The 25,442-nt window shown below is 64.1% G+C and carries 27 protein-coding genes, 1 tRNA gene and 1 riboswitch; of the genes, 16 read left to right on the top strand and 12 right to left on the bottom strand.

Annotated elements, in window-relative coordinates:
• Window positions 1-3: 3 nt before the first annotated feature.
• The gene (locus AAIH46_RS19190) at window positions 4-657 is read right to left on the bottom strand and encodes a thiamine diphosphokinase (RefSeq protein ID WP_430307657.1); all 654 of its coding nucleotides are present in this window, start codon (window positions 655-657) and stop codon (window positions 4-6) included.
• 112 nt (window positions 658-769) lie between these two features.
• Window positions 770-907: a hypothetical protein gene (locus AAIH46_RS19185; protein ID WP_430307656.1), complete on the bottom strand. Its 138-nt coding sequence runs from the start codon at window positions 905-907 to the stop codon at window positions 770-772.
• A gap of 415 nt (window positions 908-1,322) precedes the next feature.
• On the opposite strand from AAIH46_RS19185, the gene AAIH46_RS19180 reads away from it, so the two are divergent.
• The 4 genes from AAIH46_RS19180 (at window position 1,323) to AAIH46_RS19165 (ending at window position 5,585) form a co-directional block, all read left to right on the top strand.
• Window positions 1,323-2,162 carry an AAA family ATPase gene (locus AAIH46_RS19180; protein WP_430307655.1) on the top strand — a complete coding sequence of 280 codons (840 nt, stop codon included), beginning with the start codon at window positions 1,323-1,325 and terminating at the stop codon, window positions 2,160-2,162.
• Between the two features lie 57 nt (window positions 2,163-2,219).
• A riboswitch (SAM riboswitch) is annotated at window positions 2,220-2,297 on the top strand.
• A 64-nt stretch (window positions 2,298-2,361) separates the two neighbouring features.
• Window positions 2,362-3,282, top strand: a complete 921-nt coding sequence (metA, locus tag AAIH46_RS19175) for a homoserine O-acetyltransferase MetA (protein WP_430307654.1) — start codon at window positions 2,362-2,364, stop codon at window positions 3,280-3,282.
• Between the two features lie 12 nt (window positions 3,283-3,294).
• The gene (locus AAIH46_RS19170; protein ID WP_430307653.1) at window positions 3,295-4,476 is read left to right on the top strand and encodes a vWA domain-containing protein; all 1,182 of its coding nucleotides are present in this window, start codon (window positions 3,295-3,297) and stop codon (window positions 4,474-4,476) included.
• A gap of 83 nt (window positions 4,477-4,559) precedes the next feature.
• Window positions 4,560-5,585 carry an aldose epimerase family protein gene (locus AAIH46_RS19165; protein ID WP_430307761.1) on the top strand — a complete coding sequence of 342 codons (1,026 nt, stop codon included), beginning with the start codon at window positions 4,560-4,562 and terminating at the stop codon, window positions 5,583-5,585.
• A gap of 12 nt (window positions 5,586-5,597) precedes the next feature.
• On the opposite strand, the gene speB is transcribed toward AAIH46_RS19165, so the two are convergent.
• Window positions 5,598-6,653, bottom strand: coding sequence for an agmatinase (speB, locus tag AAIH46_RS19160; protein WP_430307652.1), 1,056 nt, complete (start codon window positions 6,651-6,653; stop codon window positions 5,598-5,600).
• A gap of 180 nt (window positions 6,654-6,833) precedes the next feature.
• Between speB and AAIH46_RS19155 the strand changes: the two genes are divergently transcribed.
• Window positions 6,834-8,015 (top strand): aminotransferase, encoded by a 1,182-nt coding sequence (locus AAIH46_RS19155; RefSeq protein WP_430307651.1) that lies wholly within the window; start codon window positions 6,834-6,836, stop codon window positions 8,013-8,015.
• Here the strand turns inward: AAIH46_RS19155 and AAIH46_RS19150 are convergent, their stop codons facing one another.
• The 6 genes from AAIH46_RS19150 to AAIH46_RS19125 all read right to left on the bottom strand — a co-directional run bounded on the left by AAIH46_RS19150 (window position 8,016) and on the right by AAIH46_RS19125 (window position 11,883).
• Complete coding sequence (locus AAIH46_RS19150) at window positions 8,016-8,594, bottom strand: exopolysaccharide biosynthesis protein (RefSeq protein ID WP_430307760.1); 579 nt, start codon at window positions 8,592-8,594, stop codon at window positions 8,016-8,018. It abuts the gene before it with no gap.
• Window positions 8,595-8,801: 207 nt separating this feature from the next.
• Window positions 8,802-9,428, bottom strand: coding sequence for a DUF2076 domain-containing protein (locus AAIH46_RS19145; RefSeq protein WP_430307650.1), 627 nt, complete (start codon window positions 9,426-9,428; stop codon window positions 8,802-8,804).
• Between the two features lie 24 nt (window positions 9,429-9,452).
• Complete coding sequence (locus AAIH46_RS19140) at window positions 9,453-10,163, bottom strand: Bax inhibitor-1/YccA family protein (protein ID WP_430307649.1); 711 nt, start codon at window positions 10,161-10,163, stop codon at window positions 9,453-9,455.
• A 19-nt stretch (window positions 10,164-10,182) separates the two neighbouring features.
• The gene (locus tag AAIH46_RS19135) at window positions 10,183-10,956 is read right to left on the bottom strand and encodes an anti-sigma factor family protein (RefSeq protein WP_430307648.1); all 774 of its coding nucleotides are present in this window, start codon (window positions 10,954-10,956) and stop codon (window positions 10,183-10,185) included.
• A complete protein-coding gene (locus AAIH46_RS19130) occupies window positions 10,943-11,494 on the bottom strand; it encodes a sigma-70 family RNA polymerase sigma factor (RefSeq protein WP_430307647.1) in 552 nt (183 codons plus the stop codon). The genes AAIH46_RS19135 and AAIH46_RS19130 overlap by 14 nt, the downstream gene beginning before the upstream one ends.
• Window positions 11,495-11,808: 314 nt before the next feature.
• Window positions 11,809-11,883, bottom strand: a tRNA-Gly gene (locus tag AAIH46_RS19125).
• 358 nt (window positions 11,884-12,241) lie between these two features.
• On the opposite strand from AAIH46_RS19125, the gene AAIH46_RS19120 reads away from it, so the two are divergent.
• From AAIH46_RS19120 to AAIH46_RS19105, 4 genes are all read left to right on the top strand, one after another.
• Window positions 12,242-12,763 carry a prolyl-tRNA synthetase associated domain-containing protein gene (locus tag AAIH46_RS19120; RefSeq protein WP_430307646.1) on the top strand — a complete coding sequence of 174 codons (522 nt, stop codon included), beginning with the start codon at window positions 12,242-12,244 and terminating at the stop codon, window positions 12,761-12,763.
• 54 nt (window positions 12,764-12,817) lie between these two features.
• Entirely contained in the window at window positions 12,818-13,810 is a 993-nt protein-coding gene (gene trxA / locus AAIH46_RS19115) for a thioredoxin (protein ID WP_430307645.1), read from the top strand.
• A 128-nt stretch (window positions 13,811-13,938) separates the two neighbouring features.
• The gene (locus AAIH46_RS19110) at window positions 13,939-14,607 is read left to right on the top strand and encodes an LON peptidase substrate-binding domain-containing protein (RefSeq protein ID WP_430307644.1); all 669 of its coding nucleotides are present in this window, start codon (window positions 13,939-13,941) and stop codon (window positions 14,605-14,607) included.
• Window positions 14,608-14,615: 8 nt separating this feature from the next.
• Entirely contained in the window at window positions 14,616-14,804 is a 189-nt protein-coding gene (locus AAIH46_RS19105; RefSeq protein WP_430307643.1) for a Trm112 family protein, read from the top strand.
• A gap of 31 nt (window positions 14,805-14,835) precedes the next feature.
• Here the strand turns inward: AAIH46_RS19105 and AAIH46_RS19100 are convergent, their stop codons facing one another.
• Window positions 14,836-16,050: a ubiquinone biosynthesis hydroxylase gene (locus tag AAIH46_RS19100; protein ID WP_430307642.1), complete on the bottom strand. Its 1,215-nt coding sequence runs from the start codon at window positions 16,048-16,050 to the stop codon at window positions 14,836-14,838.
• Between the two features lie 86 nt (window positions 16,051-16,136).
• On the opposite strand from AAIH46_RS19100, the gene tesB reads away from it, so the two are divergent.
• The 7 genes from tesB to AAIH46_RS19065 all read left to right on the top strand — a co-directional run bounded on the left by tesB (window position 16,137) and on the right by AAIH46_RS19065 (window position 24,177).
• A complete protein-coding gene (gene tesB / locus AAIH46_RS19095) occupies window positions 16,137-17,021 on the top strand; it encodes an acyl-CoA thioesterase II (protein WP_430307641.1) in 885 nt (294 codons plus the stop codon).
• Window positions 17,022-17,246: 225 nt separating this feature from the next.
• Window positions 17,247-17,585 carry a P-II family nitrogen regulator gene (locus AAIH46_RS19090; protein ID WP_430307640.1) on the top strand — a complete coding sequence of 113 codons (339 nt, stop codon included), beginning with the start codon at window positions 17,247-17,249 and terminating at the stop codon, window positions 17,583-17,585.
• Window positions 17,586-17,614: 29 nt separating this feature from the next.
• Window positions 17,615-19,036 (top strand): ammonium transporter, encoded by a 1,422-nt coding sequence (locus AAIH46_RS19085; protein WP_430307639.1) that lies wholly within the window; start codon window positions 17,615-17,617, stop codon window positions 19,034-19,036.
• 232 nt (window positions 19,037-19,268) lie between these two features.
• Window positions 19,269-21,929 carry a DNA translocase FtsK 4TM domain-containing protein gene (locus AAIH46_RS19080; RefSeq protein ID WP_430307638.1) on the top strand — a complete coding sequence of 887 codons (2,661 nt, stop codon included), beginning with the start codon at window positions 19,269-19,271 and terminating at the stop codon, window positions 21,927-21,929.
• A gap of 66 nt (window positions 21,930-21,995) precedes the next feature.
• Window positions 21,996-22,646 carry an outer membrane lipoprotein carrier protein LolA gene (locus AAIH46_RS19075; protein ID WP_430307637.1) on the top strand — a complete coding sequence of 217 codons (651 nt, stop codon included), beginning with the start codon at window positions 21,996-21,998 and terminating at the stop codon, window positions 22,644-22,646.
• Between the two features lie 156 nt (window positions 22,647-22,802).
• Window positions 22,803-23,603: an exodeoxyribonuclease III gene (locus AAIH46_RS19070; protein ID WP_430307636.1), complete on the top strand. Its 801-nt coding sequence runs from the start codon at window positions 22,803-22,805 to the stop codon at window positions 23,601-23,603.
• Between the two features lie 115 nt (window positions 23,604-23,718).
• Window positions 23,719-24,177, top strand: a complete 459-nt coding sequence (locus AAIH46_RS19065) for a DUF421 domain-containing protein (RefSeq protein ID WP_430307759.1) — start codon at window positions 23,719-23,721, stop codon at window positions 24,175-24,177.
• A 24-nt stretch (window positions 24,178-24,201) separates the two neighbouring features.
• Here the strand turns inward: AAIH46_RS19065 and AAIH46_RS19060 are convergent, their stop codons facing one another.
• Both AAIH46_RS19060 and AAIH46_RS19055 read right to left on the bottom strand, forming a co-directional pair.
• On the bottom strand, window positions 24,202-24,657 hold the full coding sequence (locus tag AAIH46_RS19060; RefSeq protein ID WP_430307635.1) for a cyclic nucleotide-binding domain-containing protein: 456 nt from the start codon (window positions 24,655-24,657) through the stop codon (window positions 24,202-24,204).
• 12 nt (window positions 24,658-24,669) lie between these two features.
• On the bottom strand, window positions 24,670-25,353 hold the full coding sequence (locus tag AAIH46_RS19055) for a response regulator transcription factor (RefSeq protein WP_430307634.1): 684 nt from the start codon (window positions 25,351-25,353) through the stop codon (window positions 24,670-24,672).
• Window positions 25,354-25,442: the final 89 nt, after the last annotated feature.

Below are 25,442 nucleotides of genomic sequence, written 5' to 3'. Positions count from 1 at the left end.
CGTCTAGACTCCGCTGAGGTCGTAGGGTCTGGCGAGCAGGATCGCCCGGCCGCTCTTCAGCGTCACGGAGATCGGCCCGTCTGCCAGATTGGATATGGTGCGCGACGACCCGAAGGTCAGCGAAAAATCGGTGAGCGGATAGCGCGCATTGCGGATCGTCAGGCCTTCGAGTGCCGTGAAGCCGAGCACCGAGAACAGCGCACCTTGCGGCAGGTCGAGTTCCAGCCGGTCGCCGCCGGTCATCGGATAGGCTTCCTCATCACCGGACGAGAGCATTACCTCGTAGCCGTCCTCGACCAGACCGAGACCGTTGAGGTAGTGCTGCAGTGCATGGTCGGAACGTTCGCCGCCCAGGGCCCCGGCAAAGATCAGCCGGGTGGCGCCCCGGGCGATGGCTTCGGCGACGGCGATCTCGCCATCGGTCGCCGCCTTCGATGCCGGGTAGGTGCGGCGCTCGATATCCGGCCACATGCGGCTTAGTGCGGCGTCGCTGCTGTCGAAATCGCCCACCCAAAGCTCCGGCTTCAACCCCAGGCCCTGCGCATGGCGCATGCCGCTGTCGGCGGCAATGACCCTCGTTCCATCGACAAGCGCACGCAGCCGATCGGTGAGGGTCAGGTGGCCGCCCAGAAGGATGGTGAAGGAGGATGAACTCATGGCCTGCCCTTAGCGCATCTTCGGGCAAAAGGGAAAGGCCGAAGACGCGGCAGCGGGCGGCTTGAAGGTCGCGGCGGCTATCGCCGCGGCCGATGTCGGGATGGATAGGACTCTAGCGCTTCTTCGGGGCGGCGGCTTCGGCGCCCTTCAACTGGGTGGTGAAGGTGGAAGTCGGCGCTGCGGCGGCCTTCGTCTTGTCCTTCTTCGGTTTGCGCACTTCGCGGTTCGAACGTACCTGACCTTTGGCCATTGATCTTGTCCTTGTGGCCCGGCTCCATCTGCGGAGGGGCGTTGCGGGGGTAGCAAGCTGTATCGGATGTGGTGGCGGATCGGTTTGTCGAGGGCGGCGGGCAGACCGTCTTTCTCAGAGGCTGGTTTCCGGGACTGGCTATGCGAGAGTGACATCCTGTCCGGAGTGGCTGTCGGCCGCATCGATTGGCTGATCGGAAGAAGAAGGCTGGCGGCACGCAAGGCTTCGGCCGCCGCTCCGGAGCGACCTTCGGCTGGCCCTGCGATGTCTCGTGACCTTTTGCCAGCCTCGCAGATCGGCTGGGGAATACAAGCGCAATCTTGTGGCCCCAGGCGTCCGGACGCCGCTTGCGGACCCGGTGCCGGCTGATTACCTTCCGCCCAGGCCTTTCGAACCCTGCAGGAGCATCCACCGCATGCAATTTACCGGTACCGCGGACTACATCGCCGACAAGGACCTGATGGTCGCGGTCAATGCAGCGATCCGCCTCGAGCGGCCGCTGCTGGTGAAGGGCGAGCCAGGTACCGGCAAGACCGAACTGGCGCGGCAGGTGGCGGCGGCGCTCGATCTGCCGATGATCGAGTGGAACATCAAGTCGACGACCAAGGCGCAGCAGGGGCTCTACGAATACGACGCAGTGTCGCGGCTGCGCGACAGCCAGCTCGGCGATGCGCGGGTGAACGCGGTGTCGAACTACATCCGCCAGGGCAAGCTGTGGCAGGCCTTCTCCTCGGACACCAAGGTGGTGCTGCTGATCGACGAGATCGACAAGGCAGACATCGAGTTCCCCAACGACCTTCTGCAGGAACTCGATCGCATGGAATTCCACGTCTACGAGACGGGCGAGACGGTGAAGGCCAAGGTCCGGCCGATCGTCATCATCACCTCCAACAACGAGAAGGAACTGCCGGACGCGTTCCTGCGCCGCTGCTTCTTCCATTACATCCGCTTTCCGGATGCCGAGACGCTGTCGCGGATCGTCGACGTCCACTATCCCGGCATCAAGCAGACCCTCGTGCGCGCCGCACTCACCCAGTTCTACGAGATCCGCGGGACTGCGGGCTTGAAGAAGAAGCCGTCGACCTCGGAGGCGCTCGACTGGATCCGGCTGCTGGTGTCGGACGACGTCGATCCCGAGACGCTGCGCGGCGACGTCAAGAACGCGCTGCCGAAGCTGCACGGCGCATTGCTGAAGAACGAGCAGGACGTGCATCTCTTCGAGCGCATGGCGTTCATGGCGAGGCGGGAGCGATAGGTGGCAAGGCCGGACATTCCGGATTGATTGACCTTCGGCTGCGAAAGGCCTATTGAGGACACTCTTCGTGGTGATTTGGCCGGCCGGCTTGCAGCCACGTTAAAAAAGTCGCTAAAGGGCCGCGAGAAGATGTGAAACCTTCCACGGACCGGTCGCGACCATTCGCTGCCGGTTTTTTTGTTTTTGTAGGTTCGAGCCCATGCCGATCAAGATCCCCGATACCTTGCCCGCCTTCGACGCACTGGTGAACGAGGGCGTGCGGGTGATGACCGAGACCATGGCGGTGCGGCAGGACATTCGTCCGCTGCAGATCGGCCTGCTCAACCTGATGCCGAACAAGATCAAGACGGAAGTGCAGATGGCCCGTCTGGTCGGTGCCTCGCCGCTGCAGGTCGAGTTCTCGCTGGTACGGATCGGCGGCCACAAGGCCAAGAACACCTCGGAAGAGCACCTGCTGTCGTTCTACCAGACCTGGGAAGAGGTGAAGGACCGCAAGTTCGACGGCTTCATCATCACCGGCGCGCCGGTCGAGATGCTTCCCTACGAGGAAGTCACCTATTGGGAGGAGATGCGGCAGATCTTCGACTGGACCGATACCCATGTCCATTCGACGCTCAATGTCTGCTGGGGCGCGATGGCCGCCATCTATCATTTCCACGGCGTGCCGAAGCACGAGCTGAAGGAAAAGGCGTTCGGCGTCTACCGGCACCGCAATCTCTGCCCGTCCTCCATCTATCTCAACGGCTTCTCCGATGATTTCCAGGTGCCCGTGTCACGCTGGACGGAAGTCCGCCGCGCCGACATCGAAAAGGTCCACGGGCTGGAAATCCTGATGGAATCGGAAGAAATGGGCGTCTGTCTCGTTCACGAGAAGAAGGGCAACCGGCTCTACATGTTCAATCACGTCGAGTATGATTCCACATCGCTGGCGGACGAATATTTTCGCGACGTGAATGCCGGAATTCCGATCAAGATGCCGTACAACTACTTCCCGCATAACGATCCGGCACTGACGCCGCAGAACCGCTGGCGCAGCCACGCGCATCTGCTGTTCGGCAACTGGATCAACGAGCTCTACCAGACCACCCCTTACGATCTGGAGCAGATCGGCACGCGGTAGCAAGGACCCGGCATGTTCATCCCCTTCTTCCTGAAGCTGAAGGACGCCAGGGTCCCGGTCACGCTGCGGGAATTCCTGGACCTTCTGGAGGGTATGGAGGCCGGACTTGCCGATTTCGATGTCGAGGCCTTCTATTACCTCGCCCGCGCCGCGCTGGTGAAGGACGAGCGCCACATCGACCGCTTCGACCAGGTGTTCTCCGCCCATTTCAGCGGCGTCGAGGCCATCTCCGGCATGGAGGTCAACGAGCCGGAGCCGCTGCCGGAGGAGTGGCTGCGCAAGCTTGCGGAAAGGCACCTGAGCGCCGAGGAGAAAGCGCTGGTCGCTTCGCTCGGCGGCTTCGAGGCGCTGATGGAGACGCTGAGGAAGCGGCTTGAGGAGCAGCAGGGCCGCCATCAGGGCGGTTCGAAGTGGATCGGCACGGCCGGCACCTCTCCGTTCGGGGCCTATGGCTACAATCCGGAAGGCGTGCGCATCGGCCAGAAGACGTCGCGGCATCGCCGGGCGGTCAAGGTCTGGGACAGCCGCGAGTTTCGCGATTTCGACGATGCCCGCGAGATCGGCACCCGCAACATCAAGGTGGCGCTGAAGCGGCTGCGCCGCTGGGTGCGCGACGGTGCCGCCGATGAGCTTGACCTCCCCGGCACCATCCGCTCGACCGCGGAGCACGGCTATCTCGATGTGCAGACGCGTCCGGAGCGGCGCAATTCGGTGAAGCTGCTGATGTTCTTCGATGTCGGCGGATCGATGGACGATCACGTGGCCGAGGTGGAGGAGCTCTTTTCGGCAGCCCGCTCGGAATTCCGGCACCTGGAGCACTTCTACTTCCACAACTGCCTCTACGAGAGCGTCTGGCGCGACAACCGCCGCCGCTCGACGCGCCTGCCGGTCACCGAAATCCTGCGGACCTACGGGCCTGACTACCGGATCATCTTCGTCGGCGACGCGACGATGAGCCCTTACGAGATCAGCCATCCCGGCGGCTCGGTGGAGCACTGGAACAAGGAGGCCGGCGAGGTGTGGATGGGCCGGATGACCGCGCATTTCCGGCGTGTCGCCTGGATCAATCCACTCGCCGAGCCACAGTGGGATTTCACCCAGTCGGCCATTCTCATGCGGCGCATCCTCGACGGGCGGATGTACCCGCTGACGCTTTCCGGCCTGGAGCAGGCAATGCGCGCCCTGACCCGCTGAGCGTATTTCAAGGATTGCGAAGGAACCGGTTTTGGCGCAGTTTGCGCCGCGCCAGATCGGTGAGAAGACTGAGGACAGGACGGATAAGCATGGCAACGCAAGGTGAAATCTTCGGCACGACGGCCGCGGGCGAAACGGTGTACCGGGTGAAGATTTCCGGCGGTGGCCTGACCGCCCACGTGATGACCTGGGGCGCCGTTATCCAGGATCTGCGGCTGGAAGGCCACGAGGCGCCGCTGGTGCTGGGCTTTGCCACGTTCGACGATTATCCCAAATACTCCTCCTATTTCGGCGCAACCCCCGGCCGCGTCGCCAACCGCATCGGGCACGGTCGGTTCACGCTCGACGGCAAGCAATACCAGCTCGATCTCAACCAGCACGGCACGACACATCTGCACGGCGGCAGCGACGGTCTCGGCAAGACCAACTGGACGATCATTGCCCATTCCGACAACAAGGTGATCCTGCAGGTCACCGACACGGACGGCCGCGGCGGCTATCCCGGCAATTGCACCGTCACCGCCACCTATGAGCTGAAGGATGATGGCGTGCTCAGCGTCATCTACGAGAGCGTTACCGATCAGCCGACGCTCGCCAACGTCTGCCAGCACACCTATTTCAACCTCGACGGCCGCGAGGATATCCTCGGCCACGACATCATGATCGCTGCCGATCACTATCTGGAGCTCGACGAGGAGCAGGTGCCGACGGGCGTCCTGGTTCCGGTCAACGGCACGCCGATGGATCTGCGCCAGCTCGGCCCTGTTCGCCGGAGCGGCGAGGATGGTGCGCAGGTCGATTTCGACCACAATTTCTGCCTGTCGGCAAATCGAACGGAAAAGCGTTCCGTTGCACTGGTGCGCAGCGTCAACTCCGGCGTCTCGCTGGAAGTGCGCACCACAGAGCCGGGCGTCCAGCTCTATTGCGGCTTCAAGCTGAAGCCGACGGTGCCGGGGCTCGGCGGCGCGGTCTATCATCCGTATGGCGGGCTTTGCCTCGAGACGCAGATCTGGCCGGATGCCATCAACCACGATGGCTTCCCGAGTGCCATCCTTCGCCCCGGCGAGGTGCTGCGCCAGGAGACCGACTACGTGTTCGCCAAGAGCTGAGGCGCGTCGTCCTCAAGCCTTGCCGGTGATCGCCGGGCTGAACACCATCAGGCTGAGGATCTCGAACAGCACCTGCGCGCCGGCATGGGCTGTATTGGTCGTCGCGTCATATTGCGGCGCGACCTCCACCACATCGGCGCCGACGAGGTTGATGCCCTTCAGGCCGCGGATGAGTTCCAGCACTTCGCGCGTCGTCAGGCCGCCGACCTCCGGCGTGCCGGTGCCCGGCGCGAAAGCCGGATCGAGACTGTCGATATCGAAGGAAAGATAGGTCGGGCCGTCGCCGACGATCGCTTTTGCCCTGTCGATGATCGCCGGGATGCCAAGCCCGGTTATCTCCTCGGCATGGATCACGGTCATGCCGCTCTCGTAGGAAAACTCCCAGAGATATTCTGCCGAGCCGCGAATGCCGATCTGTACGGTGCGCGTCGGATCGAGAACGCCGTCCAGCACTGCGTTGCGGAACGGGCCGCCGTGGTGGAACTTCGTCTGGTCGAAGCCGCCGCTGGTATCGCAGTGGGCGTCGATATGGATCATGCCGACGGGTCGGTGCTTGCCCACCGCCTTCATGATCGGATGGGTGATCGAATGGTCGCCGCCAACGGCAAGCGGGATCACGCCGGCATCGACGATCTGGTTGAAGCGCTTCTCGATGTCGTCGTGGCTCATCTCCAGCCGGTAGCGGCTGCGGAACGGCACGTCGCCGATATCCGCGACGCGCAGGTCGTGGACCGGGGCGCAGCCGAGGACATGGTTGTAGGGTCCGATGCGCTCGATGCTGCGCAGAGCCCGGGGGCCGAAACGCGAGCCCGGGCGGTTGGTGACGCCGAGATCCATCGGCACGCCGGTGATCGCCACCTGCAGGTCGCCGAAATCGGGATTGTCAGCCTCGGCCGGCCGGTAGGGCGCCGACAGGAAGGTCGGCACGCCCGCATAGGGTGCGGCACGCGTGCCGTTGCTGAAGATCTTCTCGCCCACCTTTGCGAAAGCCGGGTCGAAGATCTCGCCGCTTTCGCTGCTGCCGTACTTTTCCCGCAGCGCCGCCAGTTTGTCTGCATCCAGGCTCATCTTCTGCTCCCATGCCGCTGTCGGCCATACCGCGCAAACCCATATGCGCAATCGCCGTGCATCGCCGGCCGCTGCCTTCGTTTCGCGCAGTATCGGCGCAAATAGCGCGTGAAATCAATTGACAATTGGCCTGCCTCCACCGTTAGTCGGCGCGTTCAATCTCATTGCAGGCCGCCCTTCATGCCCTTGTCCTCCCCCGCCTTCAACCCGCTCGTCGCCCGGATCTCGCCGCCTCCCGTGCCGTCCGTCCAGGCCTGGGCGCGCGCCTATGACGGCGCCAAGGGGCCGCTGATCGACCTGTCGCAGGCCGTCCCCGGCTATCCAGCGCATCCGGACATGCTCGGCTTTCTCGGCGAGGCGGCATCATCAACGGCTTACACGGGCTACGGTCCGATCGAGGGCGAGACGGTCCTGCGCACCGCCTATGCGGCGCATGTCTCGCAGGTCTGCGGCGCCGATCTGTCGGCCGATACCATCCACATCACCTCGGGCTGCAATCAGGCGTTCATCTGCGCCGCCATGGCGGTTGCCAGCGCCGGTGACACGGTGCTGATGACGGAGCCCTTCTACTTCAACCACGAAACCACGCTTTCGATGCTCGGCATCCGCACAAGCTTCGTCGCCTGCGGTGCCGACAACGGCTTCCTGCCGACATTGGAGGACGTGGCGGCGGCGATGACGCCGCAGGTGAAGGCACTGGCGCTGGTGTCGCCCAACAATCCGACGGGCGCCGTCTATCCGCCGGCCCTGATCGGCGAGATCTTCGCGCTCTGCCAGGCCCGCGGCGTCTGGCTGATCCTCGACGAGACCTATCGTGATTTCCTGCCGGACGCGCATCAGGCGCCGCATGCGCTGTTCGGCGAGAGCGGATGGCAGGATGGCTTCGTCTCGCTCTACAGCTTCTCCAAGAGCTTCTGCATTCCCGGCCACCGGCTGGGCGCCATCACTGCCGGACCGGAATTCGTGGCGCAGGTCGCCAAGATCATGGACAACCTGCAGATCTGTGCGCCGCGCTCCGCCCAGGCCGCCGTTGCGCAGGCTCTGCCGCTGCTGGCCGACTGGCGGGAAGACAACCGGCTGGAGATCCTGCGCCGTGCCGAGGCACTCAGATCGGCAATGTCGGGGCTGCCGCAGTGGCAGCTGGCGGCGGTCGGCGCCTATTTCGCCTTCGTCCGCCATCCGTTTCCCGGCATAGACTCGGCAACCGTCGCTGAAGCGCTGGCGAGACAGGTCGGCGTTTCCTGCATTCCGGGCGGCTATTTCGGGTCGGGCCAGGAGGACTTCCTGCGGTTCGCCTTCGCCAATGCCGACGCGGCGGGCATTGGTCGCCTGGCCGAGCGGCTGAGCGGCTTCACGCTCTGATCAGGAAAAGACGGTCACCAGCAGGTAGATGAGGCTTTTCAGCAGCGCATAGGCGACGCCGGCGACCAGAAACAGCGAGACGATGCCGAGCACGACGCCGGCAAGGATCCACAGCCCGTCCTTTTCCAGGATGCCGAAGGCGATCAGGCAGATGCCGAGCGCCGGCAGCATGTTGCCAAGCGGGATTGGCAGCGCCAGCACGATCGCCAGGATAAGACAGAAGCAGCCGATCAGACGTTCCGCCACCGGCGACGTGAGGAACGAGAGCCGCGGCTTCAGCATGCGCTCTGCCCTTGCGATCCAGGGTCCGGTTCTGCCGATCATCGCCGCAAAGTCGGTGCGCAGCATCGAACGGCCGGCGATCAGCTTCGGCAGCCAGGGTGCGCGGCCGAGCGCCATCTGCGCCGACAGGAAGACCAGCGGAATGCCGAGGATCGCCGAGGTGCCGGGCGGCGTCGGAATGGTGTTGGGCATGGCGAAGATGAACAGCAGCGCGCCGAAGGCGCGATCCTGCATCAGCAACAGGAGATCGGAGACGAAGATGCGCGCCCGGCTCGGATCGTCCGCCAGGCTCCGCAGCATCTCGGAAAAGCTGCGGCCGGCGGCATCACCGGATGCGGGATCGTCTTCGTCCGGCGCATCGGAACGCGGAACGGGCGGCTGCGGGTAAAGGTCCATCTGTCAGAGGACCGTCTGAAACGATAGGCGGGAAGGGGTCATGGAAATGGCCATGTCACAAGAACATGGCCATTTCGTTACGGATTGCGATCGGCAGTGCGTTGACGATCAGAATTCCATGTCGTCCATGCCGCCATCATCCATGGCCGGTTCTTCGGCGGGAGCGGCAGGCTCGGCCGGTTCGGCCGCCTGCGCCTCGTTGCCGCCCATCATCCCGGCAATCGCGCTGCCCAGCAGCACGCCACCGGCGACGCCCATCGCCGTCTGTGCTGCGCCAGCCAGGAAGCCGCCACCGCGCGATGGCTGGCCCTGGCCGTAGCCGGGGCCGAAGCCTTGCGCCGGCTGGCCGCCCCAGGGATTGCGGGGACCCGCCTGCGGCTGCATCGGAGCCATCCCGGGTGTCATTCCTGGCGCCATACCCTGTGCCCGCATCGCGCCGGGTGCCTGCCGCTGCGGCTGCGAACCGCTGCCGAAGATACCCGAGAAGAAGCCGCCGCCCGAGGCCGGACGGGCCGAAAGCTGGTACTCCAGCTCCTCGATCCGCCGCTGCGCCTGTTCCAGCGCCTGCTCCTGAACGACGATCGTCTGCGCCATGAAGTAAGGTGCGCCCGGCTGGGCATTGATGCGGTCGCGGATCAGGTGCTCCGCGTCCGGATCGCGCGGTCCGGACTGGCTCTCGACCTGCGAGAGCTTGCCGAACAGCGCTTCAATTGCCTGACGGTCGTTATGGTCCATGAATGTCTCCTGCCTGGCTTCCGGTTACTCTTCGCGCTGGCCGGTGAGGCTCAGCAGCAGCTGGAAGATGTTGACGAAGTTGAGGTACAGCGACAGCGCGCCGAAGACGGCAAGCTTCTGCTGACTCTCCTGGTCAAAATTCTCGGCGAACTGCTCCTTGATGTTCTGCGTGTCCCAGGCGGTCAGGCCGATAAACACGAAGATGCCGATGATCGAGATGGCAAACTGCAGGGCGCTGGAGCCGAGGAAGATATTGACCACCGAGGCGATCACCACGCCGATCAGGCCCATCACCAGGAACGAACCGAACTTGGCGAGGTCGCGCTTGGTGACGTAGCCGTAGAGGCTGGTGGCGCCGAACATGGTGGCGGTGATGAAGAAGGTGCGGGCGATGCTGGCGCCGGTGAACACCAGGAACACCGAGGCGAGCGACAGGCCCATGACGGCGCAGAAGGCCCAGAAGGTCATCTGTGCGGTCGAGGCGGACATCGTCTGGATCTTGAACGAGAAGAAGAAGACGAAGGCGAGCGGCGCCAGCATCACCACCCACTTCAGCGGGCTGGAGAAGATCGGCACGTAGAGCGCCGGCGTCGAGGAGACGACGAAGGCGACGATGCCGGTGATGACGAGGCCGAGGCCCATGTAGTTGTAGACGCGCAGCATGTGCTTGCGCAGGCTTTCGTCGAGTGCGGCGTGCGACTGGACGGCCGGGTTATAGCCGAAACGCGGATTCATGGCGTACTCCTGTGGTTGTTCAGTAGAGGGAACGAGCGAGGCTTTCGGCCTCGGTCTTCAGTTGAGCGGCGTTCTGCGTATCGGAGACGAGCGCATAGGCCACCTCGCCGATCTGCCAGTAGGAAGCCTCGACGGCATCCTTCTTCACCAGCGACACCGGCTGGACGTTGAAGCTGCCGGGGCGAACGGCAAACAGCGACAGCCGCACATCCTTGCCGTGGCTGATCGCCATCTCGACGCTCGGACCGAAGGCGGAGGGGAAGACCTGCACGTCCTCGACCTTCCAGCCATCCGGGATCTCGGGCATGACAATCGCCGTTGCCGAACGGATCTCGGTCGGGTCATAGCGCGATGCCTCGGCCTGCGACGTCATCGTCTCGCGCAGTACAGATGTGCCGTGGGCGCGGATGGCCTCCTCGACGAAGGCCGGCGGCGGCACGGAGGCCACCACCTCGGAGACCGTGAACGTGCCGAACTGGCTGCTCAGGCCCCAGCCGGCGGCAACCAGCACCACGGTTGCGGCAAGCCGCTGCAGCGACTGGAAGATCCGCCCGCGCGACAGGGCCGCCTGCAGCCGGCGCGCCGCCTCGCGCGTCTGAGGAAGACCGTGCGGATGCCGCTCGGCCAGCGCCAGGCGCAGCTCGCCCCTGATCGCCAGGTCCGCCATCACCCGTGCGGCAATGTCGGGATGTTCGGACAGATAGGCTTCCACCTCGATGCGGCGTCCGGCATCCAGCTGGTCGTCCACATAGGCTTCCACATCGGCGGCTTGTACCGGATCAACGGCTGTCATCGCGGCCTCCTTCGATCAGTTTGAGATGGCCGGTGCTGTCGGGCAGCTTGCGGCCGCTTTCCTCGAACTCGCGCAGCCGTGCCCTGGCGCGCGACACGCGCGACATCAGCGTGCCGACCGGGATGTTGAGCGTCGCTGCGGCGTCCTGATACGAAAGCCCCTCGATCGCCACCAGGTGCAGCGCGTCGCGCTGTTCCTCTGGAAGGGCGAAGAAGGCGTTGCGCAGCTGCTTCAGCCGGATCGACTGGTCGGGATCCGAATGATGGACGCTTTCGGAGATTTCCGCCGCCGCCTGATGACGTGCGTCGGACGATCGCCTGCGGCGGATGCGGTCTATATGCGTGTTGTGGACGATCGACAGCAGCCAGTTGCGCAGGTTTGCGCCATTGCGGAACGTGCTCTTGCGCTCGAAGGCCCGCACCAGCGCGTCGTGCACCAGATCTTCGGCATCGTCGGGATTGCGCACCAGCGACCGCGCATAGCGGCGCAGTGCCGCCAGCTGGTTCAGGACATCGAAAGGGTGCCGCTTGTCGCTCATGTCCCTGTATACGCGAGCAGGCGCCACGTTATTCCCGCCAATCTCAAAAAATCGAGCGGCTTCGTCCTCAGCGAAGCTCCGGCCCGGTCAGCCCAGGAGCGATTCACGCAGCTTCTCGGCCTGGACCAAGTGCCGAGCGGGCGTAACGCCATGTCGCTCTGTGAGATGTCGAGGCGCATGGACATCGGTCCCACGCCGGATTGATCGTCCGCCAGTCTGAACCCAACCGGTGCGGAAACATCCGCGCCGGTTACGGAAAGCGTCGCACTCCGCAGGAGCGGAATTCGCTTAAACTCATGTGAAATGGAGAAATTTGGAGCGGGCGAAGGGATTCGAACCCTCGACCCCAACCTTGGCAAGGTTGTGCTCTACCCCTGAGCTACACCCGCTCATCAAACCAGCAGCCCGGGGTAGATCGCTGGGCCGTGGGTCGCTCGCTTGCGGCGACGGGCGGTATATGGCCCAACTGATTTTCGAATGCAACAGGGAAATGACATGGAAGCCGAGATTTTTCGTTTCTCCTCATAACCACCTGTTTTAGAGCGGTTTTTCCAGAAGCGGCGTTCGGGCTTGTGATGCCGGGCCGGTGTGGCCGCCGATGCCGGAGCCGACGCGCGATGTCGGAAAGCGCCGCAGCCGATGGCGCGGTCCGGCTTGTGGCTGAGCGGCCCCCGTCTCTATAGTGCCGGCCACTGCACCAATCCCCGCGCCCGCCGCGCTTCATCCAGGAAAGCCGCTCTCCACGCCATGACAGACACTGCCTCCGCTCCAACGGCCTGCACCGCCGACGACCTTTTCCGCCTGCTCGACGAGCTTGGCATTTCCCACACCACGAAAACCCATCCGGCGGTGTTCACCGTCGCCGAGTCGGCAGATCTGCGCGACGCGATCCCGGGCGCCCATACCAAGAACCTGTTCGTCAAGGACAAGAAGGACCGGTTCTTTGTCATCACCGTCGAGGAGCATGCGACCGTCGACCTGAAGAGCGTCCACAAGCTGATCGGCGCATCGAGCCGCGTCTCGTTCGGCAGTCCTGAAAAGATGCTCGCCTATCTCGGCGTCGTTCCGGGGTCGGTCACCGTCTTCGGAGCCATCAACGACCAGGACAACGCCGTGACCTTCGTGCTCGATGAGGCGCTGATGGACAGCCACATCATCAACGGCCACCCGCTCACCAACGAGGCCACCACATCGATCGGCCGCGACGATCTCCTGCGATTTCTGGAAGCCACCGGCCACACGCCGCTTGTCTTGAAAGTGACGCCCTGACATACGATCTTTGCGAGCAGATGGCAGGCAGTTAAGCAGTCCCGGGAGATTTCCATGAGCGGTTCCGACAATCCTTACAGCGGCAGCTATGGCGGACAGATGAGCGGCAGCATGAGTTTCGGCAGCCAGCCGCAACAGGCGGCGCCGGCTGCATCGGCATCCGGCCCGGCCGCGCATATCAAGGATACGACGACCGCCGCCTTCCCGAAGGACGTGCTGGAAGAATCGCGCCGCCAGCCGGTTCTGGTCGATTTCTGGGCTCCCTGGTGCGGCCCGTGCAAGCAGCTCGCCCCGGCGCTCGAAAAGGTCGTCAACGAGGGCCAGGGCCGCGTCAAGCTGGTCAAGCTCAACATCGATGATCATCCGTCTATCCCCGGCCAGCTCGGCATCCAGTCGATCCCGGCCGTCATCGCCTTCGTCGATGGCCGCCCCGTGGACGGCTTCATGGGTGCAGTGCCGGAAAGCCAGATCCGCCAGTTCATCGACAAGATCGCCGGCCCGCCCGGTGCCGATCAGGCAGCCGAGATCGAAGCGGCGCTTGAGGAAGCCAACGGCCTCCTGCAGGCGGGAGACGTCCAGAATGCGGCCCAGCTCTTCGGCGCCGTGCTGCAGGCCGATCCGGAAAATGCCAAGGCGGCGGCCGGCATGATGGAATGCCTGATCGCGCTGGGCGAAACCGAGCGCGCCCAGCAGATGCTCGCCTCGCTGCCCGAAGAGCTGTCGTCGGCAGCCCCTGTCCAGGCGGTGGCGCTGAAGCTGCAGCAGATCGAGGAAGCCCGCAAGCTCGGCGATCCGATGGCACTGGAGCAGCAGCTGGCGCAGAACCCGGACGATCACGCGGCGCGGCTGAACCTTGCGAAGATCCGCAATGTCGAGGGCAAGCGCGACGAGGCGGCCGATCACCTGCTGACGATCATGCGCAAGGACCGCACCTTCGACGACGACGGTGCGCGCCGTCAGCTGGTGCAGTTCTTCGAGACCTGGGGTCCGAAGGATCCAGCGACAGTCACCGCGCGCCGCCGCCTGTCGTCCATCCTGTTTTCCTGAGCGCATCGGCTTGTCCGCGGCGGGGCACCTGCTTCGTCGCGACAGGCTTACCCGTCTTGCTGAATCGGCTGGATGCACCACATTAGAAACAGAGCTGCAATCAGCCAGCTGACGGGTGGAGAAGGTTCATGCATGTCGGAAATGCACGGTACGTGAAGCGTGAGGATCTGCCGGAGACGATACCGGTATTTCCGCTGACCGGCGCCCTGTTGCTTCCGGCCGGGCAGTTGCCGCTCAATATCTTCGAGCCGCGCTATCTGGCGATGTTCGATGCGGCGCTCGCCGGCGAGCGGCTGATCGGCATGGTCCAGCCGGCGCTCAGCGAACCCGGCGAGGGGTCGCGGCCGGCGTTGGCGCCGGTCGGCTGCATCGGCCGCATCACCTCGTTCGCCGAAACCGGCGACGGCCGCTACATCGCCTCGCTCACCGGCGTCTGCCGGTTCCGGGTGATGGACGAGGTCGGCGAGGGCCATCCGTTCCGTACCGTCAGCTTCATGCCGTTCATGAGCGACCTGTCGTCGGAAGACGACGAAGCGGCGGTTGATCGCCAGGAACTGCTGCGCGTCTTCCGCGCCTATCTGGATGCCAACAAGCTTGAAGCGGACTGGGAAAGCGTCGAGCGCGCCGGCAACCGTACGCTGGTCAATTCGCTGTCGATGATGTCGCCGTTCGGGGCGGCGGAAAAGCAGGCATTGCTCGAGGCGCCGGACCTGAAGACCCGCGCCGATACACTGATCGCCATCACCGAAATCCTGCTTGCCAGCGGTTATGGCGACAGCGATACCGTGCTGCAATAGGGATCGCCATGGACGAAAAGCTTTCCAAGGTCGACCCGAAGCTGCTCGATCTGCTGGTCTGCCCGCTCGGCAAGACCCGGCTGGTGCTGAACCGCGAGACCAACGAACTGATCTCGGAGGTCGCGCGTCTCGCCTATCCGATCCGCGATGGCATCCCGATCATGCTGATGTCGGAAGCCCGGCGCATCGAAGACTGACGAACGACGCTCTCTCGCCCCGCCCGGACGATCAGATTGTCCGGCCTTCCAGCAGGCGCGGCAGGTTCTTCGCCTTCGTGCCGGCCGCCTCGCCGATGAAGAAGGATTTGAGCCGCGGCAGACGCTCGACCATGCCAAGCCCCAGATCCCGTGCGATGCGGATCGGCGTGATGTCGTTGGAGAACAGCCGGTTCAGCACGTCGGTGGTCACCCCCATGCGGAAGGTATCGAAGCGCCGCCATTCCTGGTAGCGCTCGAGAATGTTGAGGGCGCCGATATCGAGGCCGAGGCGATCCGCCTCGACCACGGTTTCGGCCAGTGCCGCAACATCCTTGAAGCCGAGGTTGAGGCCCTGGCCGGAAATCGGGTGAATGCCGTGCGCCGCATCGCCGGCAAGCGCCAGGCGCGGTGCGACGAAGGCACGCGACAGCGTCAGCCCAAGCGGGAACGCCTTGCGCCCACCGACCACCGTCAGCGCGCCGAGCTTGTAGCCGAAACGGCGCTGCAGTTCCTCCTCGAAGAACAGGTCGTCGGAGGCCACCAGCCGGTCTGCATCGGCGGTGCGCTCGGTCCAGACGAGCGAGGAGCGGTTGCCGGTGAGCGGCAGGATGGCGAACGGCCCCGACGGCAGGAAGTGTTCCTCGGCGCAGCCCTCATGCGGGCGCTCGTGCTCGACGGTGGTGACGATGCCCGACTGGCCGTAATCCCAGTGGACCGTCTTGATGCCGGCCATGTCGCGCAGCTTCGAGCGCACCCCGTCACATGCGACGACCAGCCGGGTGTCGATCTTCTCGCCGTTCGACAGGGTCAGCGAAGCGCAGTTGGGGCCGGCGACAAAGCCGGTCGCCGAGGCGCCGTGGCGGATGCGGATCCCCAGCCGCTCGCAGGCGCCGCGCAGGGCCCGCACCATCGCGACATTCGGAACCATGTGTGCGAATGGCTGGCCTTCCGCCACCTCGCCGTCGAAGGTCAGGTAGACCGGGCGCACCGGATCGGATGTGCGCGAATCGGTGACGATCATCCGGTTGATCGGCTGCGACTGCGCAGCGATCTCTTCCCAGACGCCGAGTACGTCGAGCATGCGGGTCGCCGCTGCGATGATTGCAGAGGCACGCTCGTCCTTCTGCCACACGTGTTCCGGAGCCGCCTCGATCACCTCGATCGACAGGTGAGGGGCCGCCTGCTTGGTCGCGACCGCCACCGAGAGGCCCACGTAACCGCCGCCTACGATCAGCATATCCAGCATTGCTTTGCTCCCGCCACGCTTGAGAATGGTTGAGGGGACATATAGATCATCGGATACCCTGTTCCTACCTTCGGAGACCGTGAAAAATGCCGCAGCCCCCGGATGCCGTCACGCCGATGACCGAACTCCTGCGCACGCTTGATCTGGAGCGGCTGGAGGAGAACCTGTTTCGCGGCGTCAGCCCGCAGGTCGGCTGGCAGCGCGTGTTCGGCGGCCAGGTGGTCGCACAAGCGCTGATGGCAGCGCAGCGGACGACGACCGACGACCGCTTCGTTCATTCGCTGCACGCTTACTTCCTGCTGCCGGGCGATCCGAAGGTGCCGATCGTCTACCAGGTGGAACGGCTGCGCGACGGCTCCAGCTTCTCGACCCGCCGGGTGACGGCGATCCAGCATGGCCGGGCGATCTTCGCGATGTCCGTCTCGCTGCAGATCGAGGAGCCCGGCTTCGAGCACCAGACGACGATGCCGCAGGTGCGCCAGCCGGAAGAGCTGATGTCGGAAAAGCAGTTCCAGGAGATGTTTCTGGCGCAGGCTCCGGAGATGGTGAAGCGCTACTGGGGGCAGAAGCGGCCCGTGGAGATCCGCCCGCTGAACCTCGTGCACTATGTCTCGGAAGAGAAGCTGAAACCCGAGGCGCAGATCTGGGTGCGCACCACCGGCGAGGTGCCCAACGAACGGCATTACCAGGCGGCGGTTCTCGCCTACCTCTCGGACATGACGCTGCTCGACACCTCGCTCTATCCGCACGGAACGACGATCTTCCATCCGCAGGTGCAGGCCGCCAGCATCGATCATGCCATGTGGTTTCATCGACCCTGCGGGCTCGACGACTGGCTTCTGTATACGCAGGACAGTCCCAGTGCGTCGGGCGCGCGCGGCATGACGCGCGGCTCGCTCTACACCCGGTCCGGCGAGCTCGTCGCATCGGTCGCTCAGGAGGGACTGATTCGCAAACGGGCAACTGAATAAATCGCGGGCAAATCTTGAAAACTGAATGAAAAATGGGCGCCTAAATGGCGCCCATTTGCATTTCAACTTGCAGATCAGCAAAGAGATTAACGAATTCAACAACTTAAATTTGTGGCGAGAATCTGGCACGGGCCTTGAATGTAGAAGGGCAGTTGCTGCCGACGGATGTGCCGGCAGCAAGGAGGGATCGGCACTGCGCCGAGACAACAAAGGACGGGAAACCACATGAAAATCGTGATGGCCATTATCAAGCCATTCAAGCTCGATGAGGTGCGGGAAGCCCTCACGGCTGTCGGCATCCAGGGCCTGACCGTGACCGAGGTGAAGGGTTACGGTCGTCAGAAGGGTCATACCGAAATCTATCGCGGCACCGAATACGCCGTCAGCTTCCTGCCGAAGCTGAAGATCGAAATCGCAGTCGCCACCGACATGGTTGAGAAAGCCGTCGAGGCCATCGCGTCAGCCGCAAAGACCGGTCAGATCGGTGACGGAAAGATCTTCGTCTATTCGATCGAGCAGGCCGTGCGCATCCGTACCGGCGAAACCAATACCGAAGCCCTTTAAGCACGGCTGATCAGGGGAGTTCTCACATTATGCACTTCAACAAGATGTCTACTATCGGACGCCTGGGAGCCACAGCGGCGGCCCTCTTCGCGCCCGCCATCGCCTGGGCGCAGACGGCAGCCGAGCCTGCCGCCGCTGCGGCCGCGCCGGCCATGACCGTCGACAAGGGCGATACGGGCTGGATGATGGTTTCCTCCATTCTCGTCCTGCTGATGATCGTGCCGGGCCTGGCGCTGTTCTACGGTGGCCTCGTGCGCACCAAGAACATGCTCTCCGTCCTCATGCAGGTCATGATGATCGCCGCCGTGGCGATGCTCGTCTGGGTCGCCTACGGCTATTCGCTGGCCTTCACCGACGGCGGTTCGATGAACAGCTTCGTCGGCGGCTTCTCCAAGATGTTCCTCGCCGGCGTCGACACCACCACGCTGTCGGAAAGCTTCACCAAGGGTGCGGCGATTCCGGAACTGGTGTTCGTCTGCTTCCAGATGACGTTTGCCGCCATCACTCCGGCGCTGATCGTCGGTGCCTTCGCAGAACGCATCAAGTTCTCCGCGGTCATCCTGTTCACCATCCTGTGGCTGACCTTCGTCTACTTCCCGATGGCGCACATGGTCTGGTTCTGGGGCGGCCCGAGCGCCTATGACGGCCCGACCGGCCTGATCTTCGGCTTCGGCGCGATCGACTTCGCCGGCGGCACCGTGGTGCACATCAATGCCGGTATCGCCGGTCTCGTTGGCGCGATCATGGTCGGAAAGCGCACCGGTTACGGCAAGGACATGATGGCTCCGCATTCGATGACGCTGACGATGGTCGGCGCCGCGCTTCTGTGGGTCGGCTGGTTCGGCTTCAATGCCGGTTCCAACCTCGAAGCCAATGCCTACGCTGCTCTGGCCATGCTCAACACGTTCGTGGCGACAGCTGCTGCCGTGGTTGCCTGGGCTCTCGTCGAAACGCTGACGCGCGGCAAGGCCTCCATGCTGGGTGCAGCATCGGGTGCGGTTGCCGGCCTCGTCGTCGTGACGCCCGCTGCAGGCTTCGTGGGTCCGATGGGCGCCATCATCATGGGCCTCATCGTCTCGCCGGTCTGCTACTTCTTCGTCTCGACGGTGAAGAACAAGTTCGGCTACGACGACACGGCTGATGTCTTCGGCGTGCACGGCATCGGCGGCATCATCGGTGCCATCCTGACCGGCGTGTTCGTCAACCCGGCGCTTGGCGGTGCAGGCATCGTCGATTACTCGACCGCCGATTTCGCCGCCAGCTATGCCGGCACGGCGACCCAGGTCTGGGCACAGTTCAAGGGCGTCATCGTCACGGTCCTGTGGTCCGGCATCGGCTCGGCGATCCTCTACAAGATCGTCGACGTGATCGTCGGCCTGCGGGTGCCGGTGGAAGCCGAACGCGAAGGTCTCGACCTCGCCTCGCACGGCGAAGCCGCCTACCACAGCTAAAATCCTTCCTCGGGCGGCGCTATGCCGCCCGAGGTCTGGTTGCGGCCTTTGCCGCTGCCTCTCGCCCGGTGCCTGCACCGGGCGTTTCTGTTTCTGGTAAAGACTTCCCTTCGACGCGTGGTTAAAGCGCCGTTAACCTCGTTCGACTAGGCTTCCGCCTCATGGGCGCATTGCGGCGGTCCCGCCGTCGCCTCGTGCGCCCCGTCGACAACGTGAAGCGGGCAAAGACATCATGGGCAGAAGCACTTCCGCAGCAATGGCGCAGCACTCGACACGCCATGCGCTGATGACGTTCGCCATAAGGCAGGTCCTGGCGCTTGGCGGTTTCGCGCTGTTCCTCGGCCTTGCGCTGGCCGTCGCCGCGCTCGCCACCTGGAACGTCCGCGATCCGAGCTTCTCCTACGCCACCAGCAGTGCACCGACGAACATCCTCGGTTTCCCAGGCGCGGCGTTCGCCGATCTGATGATGCAGTTCGTCGGCCTGGCCAGCATCCTCGCGCTGCTGCCGATCCTGTCCTGGGCGCTGGCGCTGATCGTCGGACGCCCGGTTACACGGCTTCCGGCCCGCCTCGGATCCTGGGCCGCCGGCACCGTCCTGGGTGCCGCAACGCTCGGCTGTTTCCCGGCGCCGCTCACATGGCCGATCCCCAACGGCATCGGCGGCGTCATCGGCGACATGATCCTGCGCTTCCCGGGCCTGTTCATCGGCACCTATCCGACCGGCACGCTGGCGATGATCCTCGGTGTCATCTGCGCCGTGCCGACCGCGGGTCTCCTGCTGTTTGCCGCAGGCCTGCTGCGCAACGAAGAGCGCGACGAAGAGGGCGACGATGCGGAAATGCCGGCGCCGGTGCGGCGCAAGGCGCACGAAGAGGCTGCCGACGAGGAGGACGATGACAGCGGCTTCGGCGGCTTCCTCGCCTTCGGCGCCATGGCCCATTACTGGTACACCGCCCAGGCCCGCATGCGCCGGCTGCTGCGCATCAAGCCGCGCTCGGCCGCTTCCTACGACGAGCCGTATGATTTCAACGAGGACGAGTTCGGCACGCTGAACGAACCCGTGCGGGCAAAGGTCCGCACCGCCGCCGGACGTCTGGAGCCGTCGCTCGACAGCCCGATGTCAGACCTGATGGCGGCGCGCCGCAGGCTGTCGCCACCGCCGCTCAGCATCGACGGCGACGAGGACGATGACGGCATGCCGTCGACGCCCGCCGGCATCCTGCCCGACGAGGCGCCGCCCTTCGACGTGGCGCCACGCACTGGTGGCGCGACCTCCAGCCGTTCCGTTCGCGTTTCTGCCCCGGCCCAGCCGCCGAAGCCCGGTCCGCGCCTGGCGCGCGATGCGCAGGCCTCGTTCATCGATCCTGACGGTTTCCAGCTACCGTCGATGCATCTGCTGGCCGAGCCCCGCCACGCGGTGCGCGATGCGACGCTTTCGGCCGACGCGCTGGAGCAGAATGCCCGCATGCTAGAAGGCGTGCTCGAGGATTTCGGCGTCAAGGGCGAGATCATCCACGTGCGGCCGGGTCCGGTCGTCACCCTTTACGAACTCGAGCCGGCCCCGGGCATCAAGTCGTCGCGCGTCATCGGCCTTGCCGACGACATCGCCCGGTCGATGAGTGCGATCGCTGCCCGCGTCGCCGTGGTTCCGGGACGCAATGCGATCGGCATCGAGCTGCCGAACCAGACGCGCGAGACGGTCTACCTGCGCGAGATGATCGCCAGCCGCGATTTCGATACCAGCAAGGCGAAGCTCGCCATGGCTCTCGGCAAAACGATCGGCGGCGAACCTGTCATTGCCGATCTGGCCAAGATGCCGCATCTGCTGGTCGCCGGCACCACCGGCTCGGGCAAGTCCGTCGCCATCAACACGATGATCCTGTCGCTGCTTTACAGGCTGTCGCCCGAGCAGTGCCGGCTGATCATGATCGACCCGAAAATGCTGGAACTTTCGGTCTATGACGGCATTCCGCATCTCCTGTCCCCCGTCGTCACCGACCCGAAGAAGGCGGTAGTGGCGCTGAAGTGGACGGTCCGCGAGATGGAGGAGCGCTACAAGAAGATGTCAAAGATCGGCGTTCGCAACATCGATGGCTTCAACAGCCGGGTGGAGCAGGCGATCGCCAAGGGCGAGGTGCTGACGCGCACCGTACAGACCGGCTTCGACCGCCAGACCGGCGAGGCGATGTACGAGACGGAGGAGTTCGACCTGAAGCCGATCCCCTATATCGTCGTCATCATCGACGAGATGGCCGACCTGATGATGGTCGCCGGGAAGGATATCGAAGGCGCCGTGCAGCGGCTGGCGCAGATGGCTCGCGCCGCCGGGATCCACGTGATCATGGCGACCCAGCGTCCGTCGGTTGACGTCATCACCGGGACGATCAAGGCCAACTTCCCGACCCGGATTTCCTTCCAGGTCACGTCGAAGATCGACAGCCGCACCATTCTCGGCGAGCAGGGCGCCGAACAGCTGCTCGGCATGGGCGACATGCTGTACATGGCCGGCGGCGGGCGTATCCAGCGCGTCCACGGACCGTTCGTCTCCGACAACGAGGTGGAGGAGATCGTTTCCTACCTGAAGAGCCAAGGGTCGCCGCAGTATCTCGATGCGATCACCGCCGACGACGATGATGACGGCGAGGGCGGCAGCGGTCCGGCCGGCACCGGCAATCTTTCCGACTCCGACGATCCTTATGACCAGGCGGTTGCCATCGTCCTGCGTGACGGAAAGGCATCGACGTCTTATATCCAGCGCAGGCTCGGCATCGGCTATAACCGTGCCGCCTCGCTGATCGAGCGGATGGAGCAGGAGGGCCTGATCGGGCCCGCCAACCACGCCGGAAAGCGGGAGATCCTGGTTCCGACGGAGGCCGATATCATCGAGCGGTAACAGTGCCTGGCGGCCACGAAGCCGCCGCCTTTGGCCGCAATAAGACGCGAGAAGGAGATTAGAGACATGACGATCCGTGCGCCACAGAAAGACTGCGTGTCGCAGGCCCGCCGCCAGGTTCTTGCCGGGCTTGCAGGTCTTGCGGCCGGCAGCCTGGTGGGCATGCCTTCCGCACTTGCCCAGGCCGCAGCCGGCCCGGCGGCGCAGAAGATTGCCGACCACTTTTCCTCGGTGAAGACGATGATGGGCGAGTTCGTCCAGTTCGGCCCGCGCGGCGAACAGACGGGCGGCAAGTTCTTCATCGAGCGTCCCGGCAAGCTGCGGTTCAATTTCGAGGATCCGTCGCCGATCCGCGTCATCGCCGACGGAAAGAACGTCGTCATCGGCAATCTCAAGCTGAAGACCTGGGACCTCTATCCGTTGTCAAAGACGCCGCTCAGCCTGCTGCTCGCTGACCGCATCGACCTGTCGAACCAGATGGTCCGCGATGTGAAGCAGGAATCCGATCTCACCACCATCGTGCTCGGCAACAAGACGGTGTTCGGCGATTCGACGATCACCATGATGTTCGATCCGAAGACCTTCGACCTGCGCCAGTGGACGATCAGCGACCTGCAGAACAAGGACACGTCGGTGATGATCTACAATGTCCAGTCGGGCGTCCGCTTCGACGACAAGGTTTTCACCATCCCCTACGACGAAGTCCACAAGCTCTGATCCTTGTGCGCCTCGATCCGGCGCATCGGGGTGTCTACGCTGCCGTGGATGTATCCCGTGGCTTTTTGCCCGGTGGCCAAGTTCAGCGGCGATCGCCCTTGCCCTTTACCCGCGTGACGCTCTAAACCTCGGCGCATCACGTCGAGGTTTCTCCCCATGAGCTTTTCCGTCACCACCTGGAACATCAATTCCGTACGCCTGCGGCTGCCGATCGTCGAGCAGTTCATCGTACGCGAAAAGCCGGACATCCTGTGCCTGCAGGAGATCAAGTGCCGGGCAGAGGAGTTCCCGCTCGAGCCACTGAAGGCGATGGGCTATCCGTACATCATCCTGCACGGGCAGAAGGGCTATCACGGCGTGGCGACCATCTCCAAGGTGCCGCTGATCGAGGATCACCGGCAGGATTACTGCGGCGTGGGCGATGCCCGGCACATCTCGGCGATCTTCGAGCGTGGCGGACGCCGCATCCGCATCCATAACTTCTACGTGCCGGCGGGCGGCGACGAGCCCGACCGGACGATCAATCCGAAATTCGGCCACAAGCTGGATTTCGTCGAGGAGATGAAGGCATTGCGGGCCGACATGCCGGGTGCCTCGTCGATCCTCGTCGGCGACCTCAACATCGCGCCGCTCGAAAACGATGTCTGGTCGCACAAGCAGATGCTGAAGATCGTCAGCCATACGCCGGTGGAAACCGAAGGCCTGACCGCGATCATGGAAAAGGGCGGCTGGATCGACCTGATGCGCCAGCACGTCCCGGCGTCGGAAAAGCTCTACACCTGGTGGAGCTACCGGGCGAAGGACTGGGAAGCGGCAGACCGCGGCCGCCGGCTCGACCATATCTGGTCGTCCGCCGATCTCGGTCCGGCGCTCGAAAGGATCGAGGTGCTGAAGGAAGCCCGCGGCTGGAACCGCCCCTCCGACCACGTGCCGGTGACGGCCCGGTTCAAGTTCTGACGGAGGGTTGGTCGCCCTTGCGAAAGCCGTCCAGCCGATCAAGGAACATCACCGTCCGCGTCGAGTTCCCGAACCAGATGGTTTTGGGAAAGGATGATGCATGGGCTTGGAGGGAATGTTCTTTCAAGGGTGGTCCGGCATTGCCCGGACGGTGATCGTCGGCGTGCTTGCCTACGTGGTTCTGGTGCTGTTTCTGCGGATTTCCGGCAAGCGGACCCTAGCAAAGATGAACGCTTTCGATCTGGTTGTGACGGTTGCGCTTGGATCGACGCTTTCTGCCATCCTGCTGCAGGAGAGCATCGCGCTGGCCGAGGGGATAACCGCCCTGGCCCTGCTGATCGGCTTGCAGTACCTCGTGACGTTCGTCTCCGTCCGTTCGGAGGACGCCGCAAAGGTCATCCGGTCCGAGCCGACGCTGCTGGTCCGGCAGGGGGCTTTGTGCAATGGCGCAATGCGCAGGCAGAGAATAACCGAGGGTGAGATCCTGAGCGCAGTTCGCGCGAACGGCCACGAGGGCCTTGAGAAGGTGCAGGCTGTCGTGCTCGAGAGCGACGGGTCGCTCAGCGTCATCTGACACTGGCGTCGCCGGCATGTTGTTTCAGGCAAACCGTCCCGACATCGCCTGTGCGGCCTTGGCGAGCGCCACGAGGTTTTCCTTGATCCTCGCCTCCAGCAGGCGGGCCACCGCCGGATACTCTTCGAGCAGGCGATGGAAGAGCGTGCGCGGCACGCGTAGCACCTCGCCGTCTTCGGCGGCGACCGCGGTAAACTTGCGCTCCACCATCGTCACCAGCGCCAGCTCGGACAACAGCGTGCCGGGACCGACCGAGCTGTTTAACTCCGCCAGCCCGTCGCGTCCTTCGGTATAGAGGTCGAAGCGGCCGCGTGAGACGACGAAGGCGCACTCGGCCGGCGAATGTTCGCGAAACAGCGCCTGTCCCTTGCCGATATTGCGACGCTCCGCACCGAAGGCGACCAGCCGCAGCTGGTCGTCGTCGAGTCCCTGGAAGAGCGGCACCTGCGAAAGGAGCCTGATGTCGTCGCTGAGCGCCATGCCCGCCTCGGGTTAGGGGACGATCTTGTAGCCGCCGTTTTCGGTTACCAGGATCTCGGCGCTGGACGGATCCCGCTCGATCTTCTGGCGCAGCCGGTAGACATGGGTCTCCAGCGTGTGCGTCGTGACGCCGGAATTATATCCCCAGACTTCTTCCAGCAGCACGTCGCGGGTCACGACCTTCTGGCCGGCCCGGTAGAGATAGCGGATGATCGCCGCTTCCTTCTCCGTCAGGCGGATCTTCTTGCCGTCGTCGGTGGTCAACAGCTTCTGGCTCGGCTTGAACAGATAGGGGCCGACAGTGAAGGTCGCATCCTCGCTCTGCTCGTACTGGCGAAGCTGGGCCCGCATGCGCGCCAGAAGCACAGCGAAGCGGAACGGCTTGGTGACATAGTCGTTGGCGCCGGCCTCGAGGCCGAGAATGGTATCGCTGTCGGTGTCGTGACCGGTCAGCATGATGATCGGCGCCTTGAAGCCGCCCTTGCGCAGCAGTTTCACCGCTTCGCGACCATCCATGTCCGGCAGGCCGACATCCATGATCAGGAGGTCGATCTGGCGCGATTTGGCGGTGGCGATTGCCTTGCTGGCATTCGGCTCCTGCAGCAGGCTGAATTCCTCATAGAGGGAAAGCTGCTCGATCAGCGTTCCACGCAGATCGTCGTCGTCGTCCACCAGCAGTACGGTGCGTGCGGCCATGCCGTCCGTGCCCTTTCTCTTTCCCTGCCGTCATCCTGTCAGACAGGCTTCACAGGTCCTTCGATGTAAGTCCGATCATGCTATGAATT

Source organism: Rhizobium sp. 0TCS1.26, from assembly GCF_050455525.1.
Classification (GTDB): Bacteria; Pseudomonadota; Alphaproteobacteria; order Rhizobiales; family Rhizobiaceae; genus Neorhizobium.
Note: the sequence above shows the minus strand (reverse complement) of the source record. Positions and strands in the feature narration are given on the sequence as shown.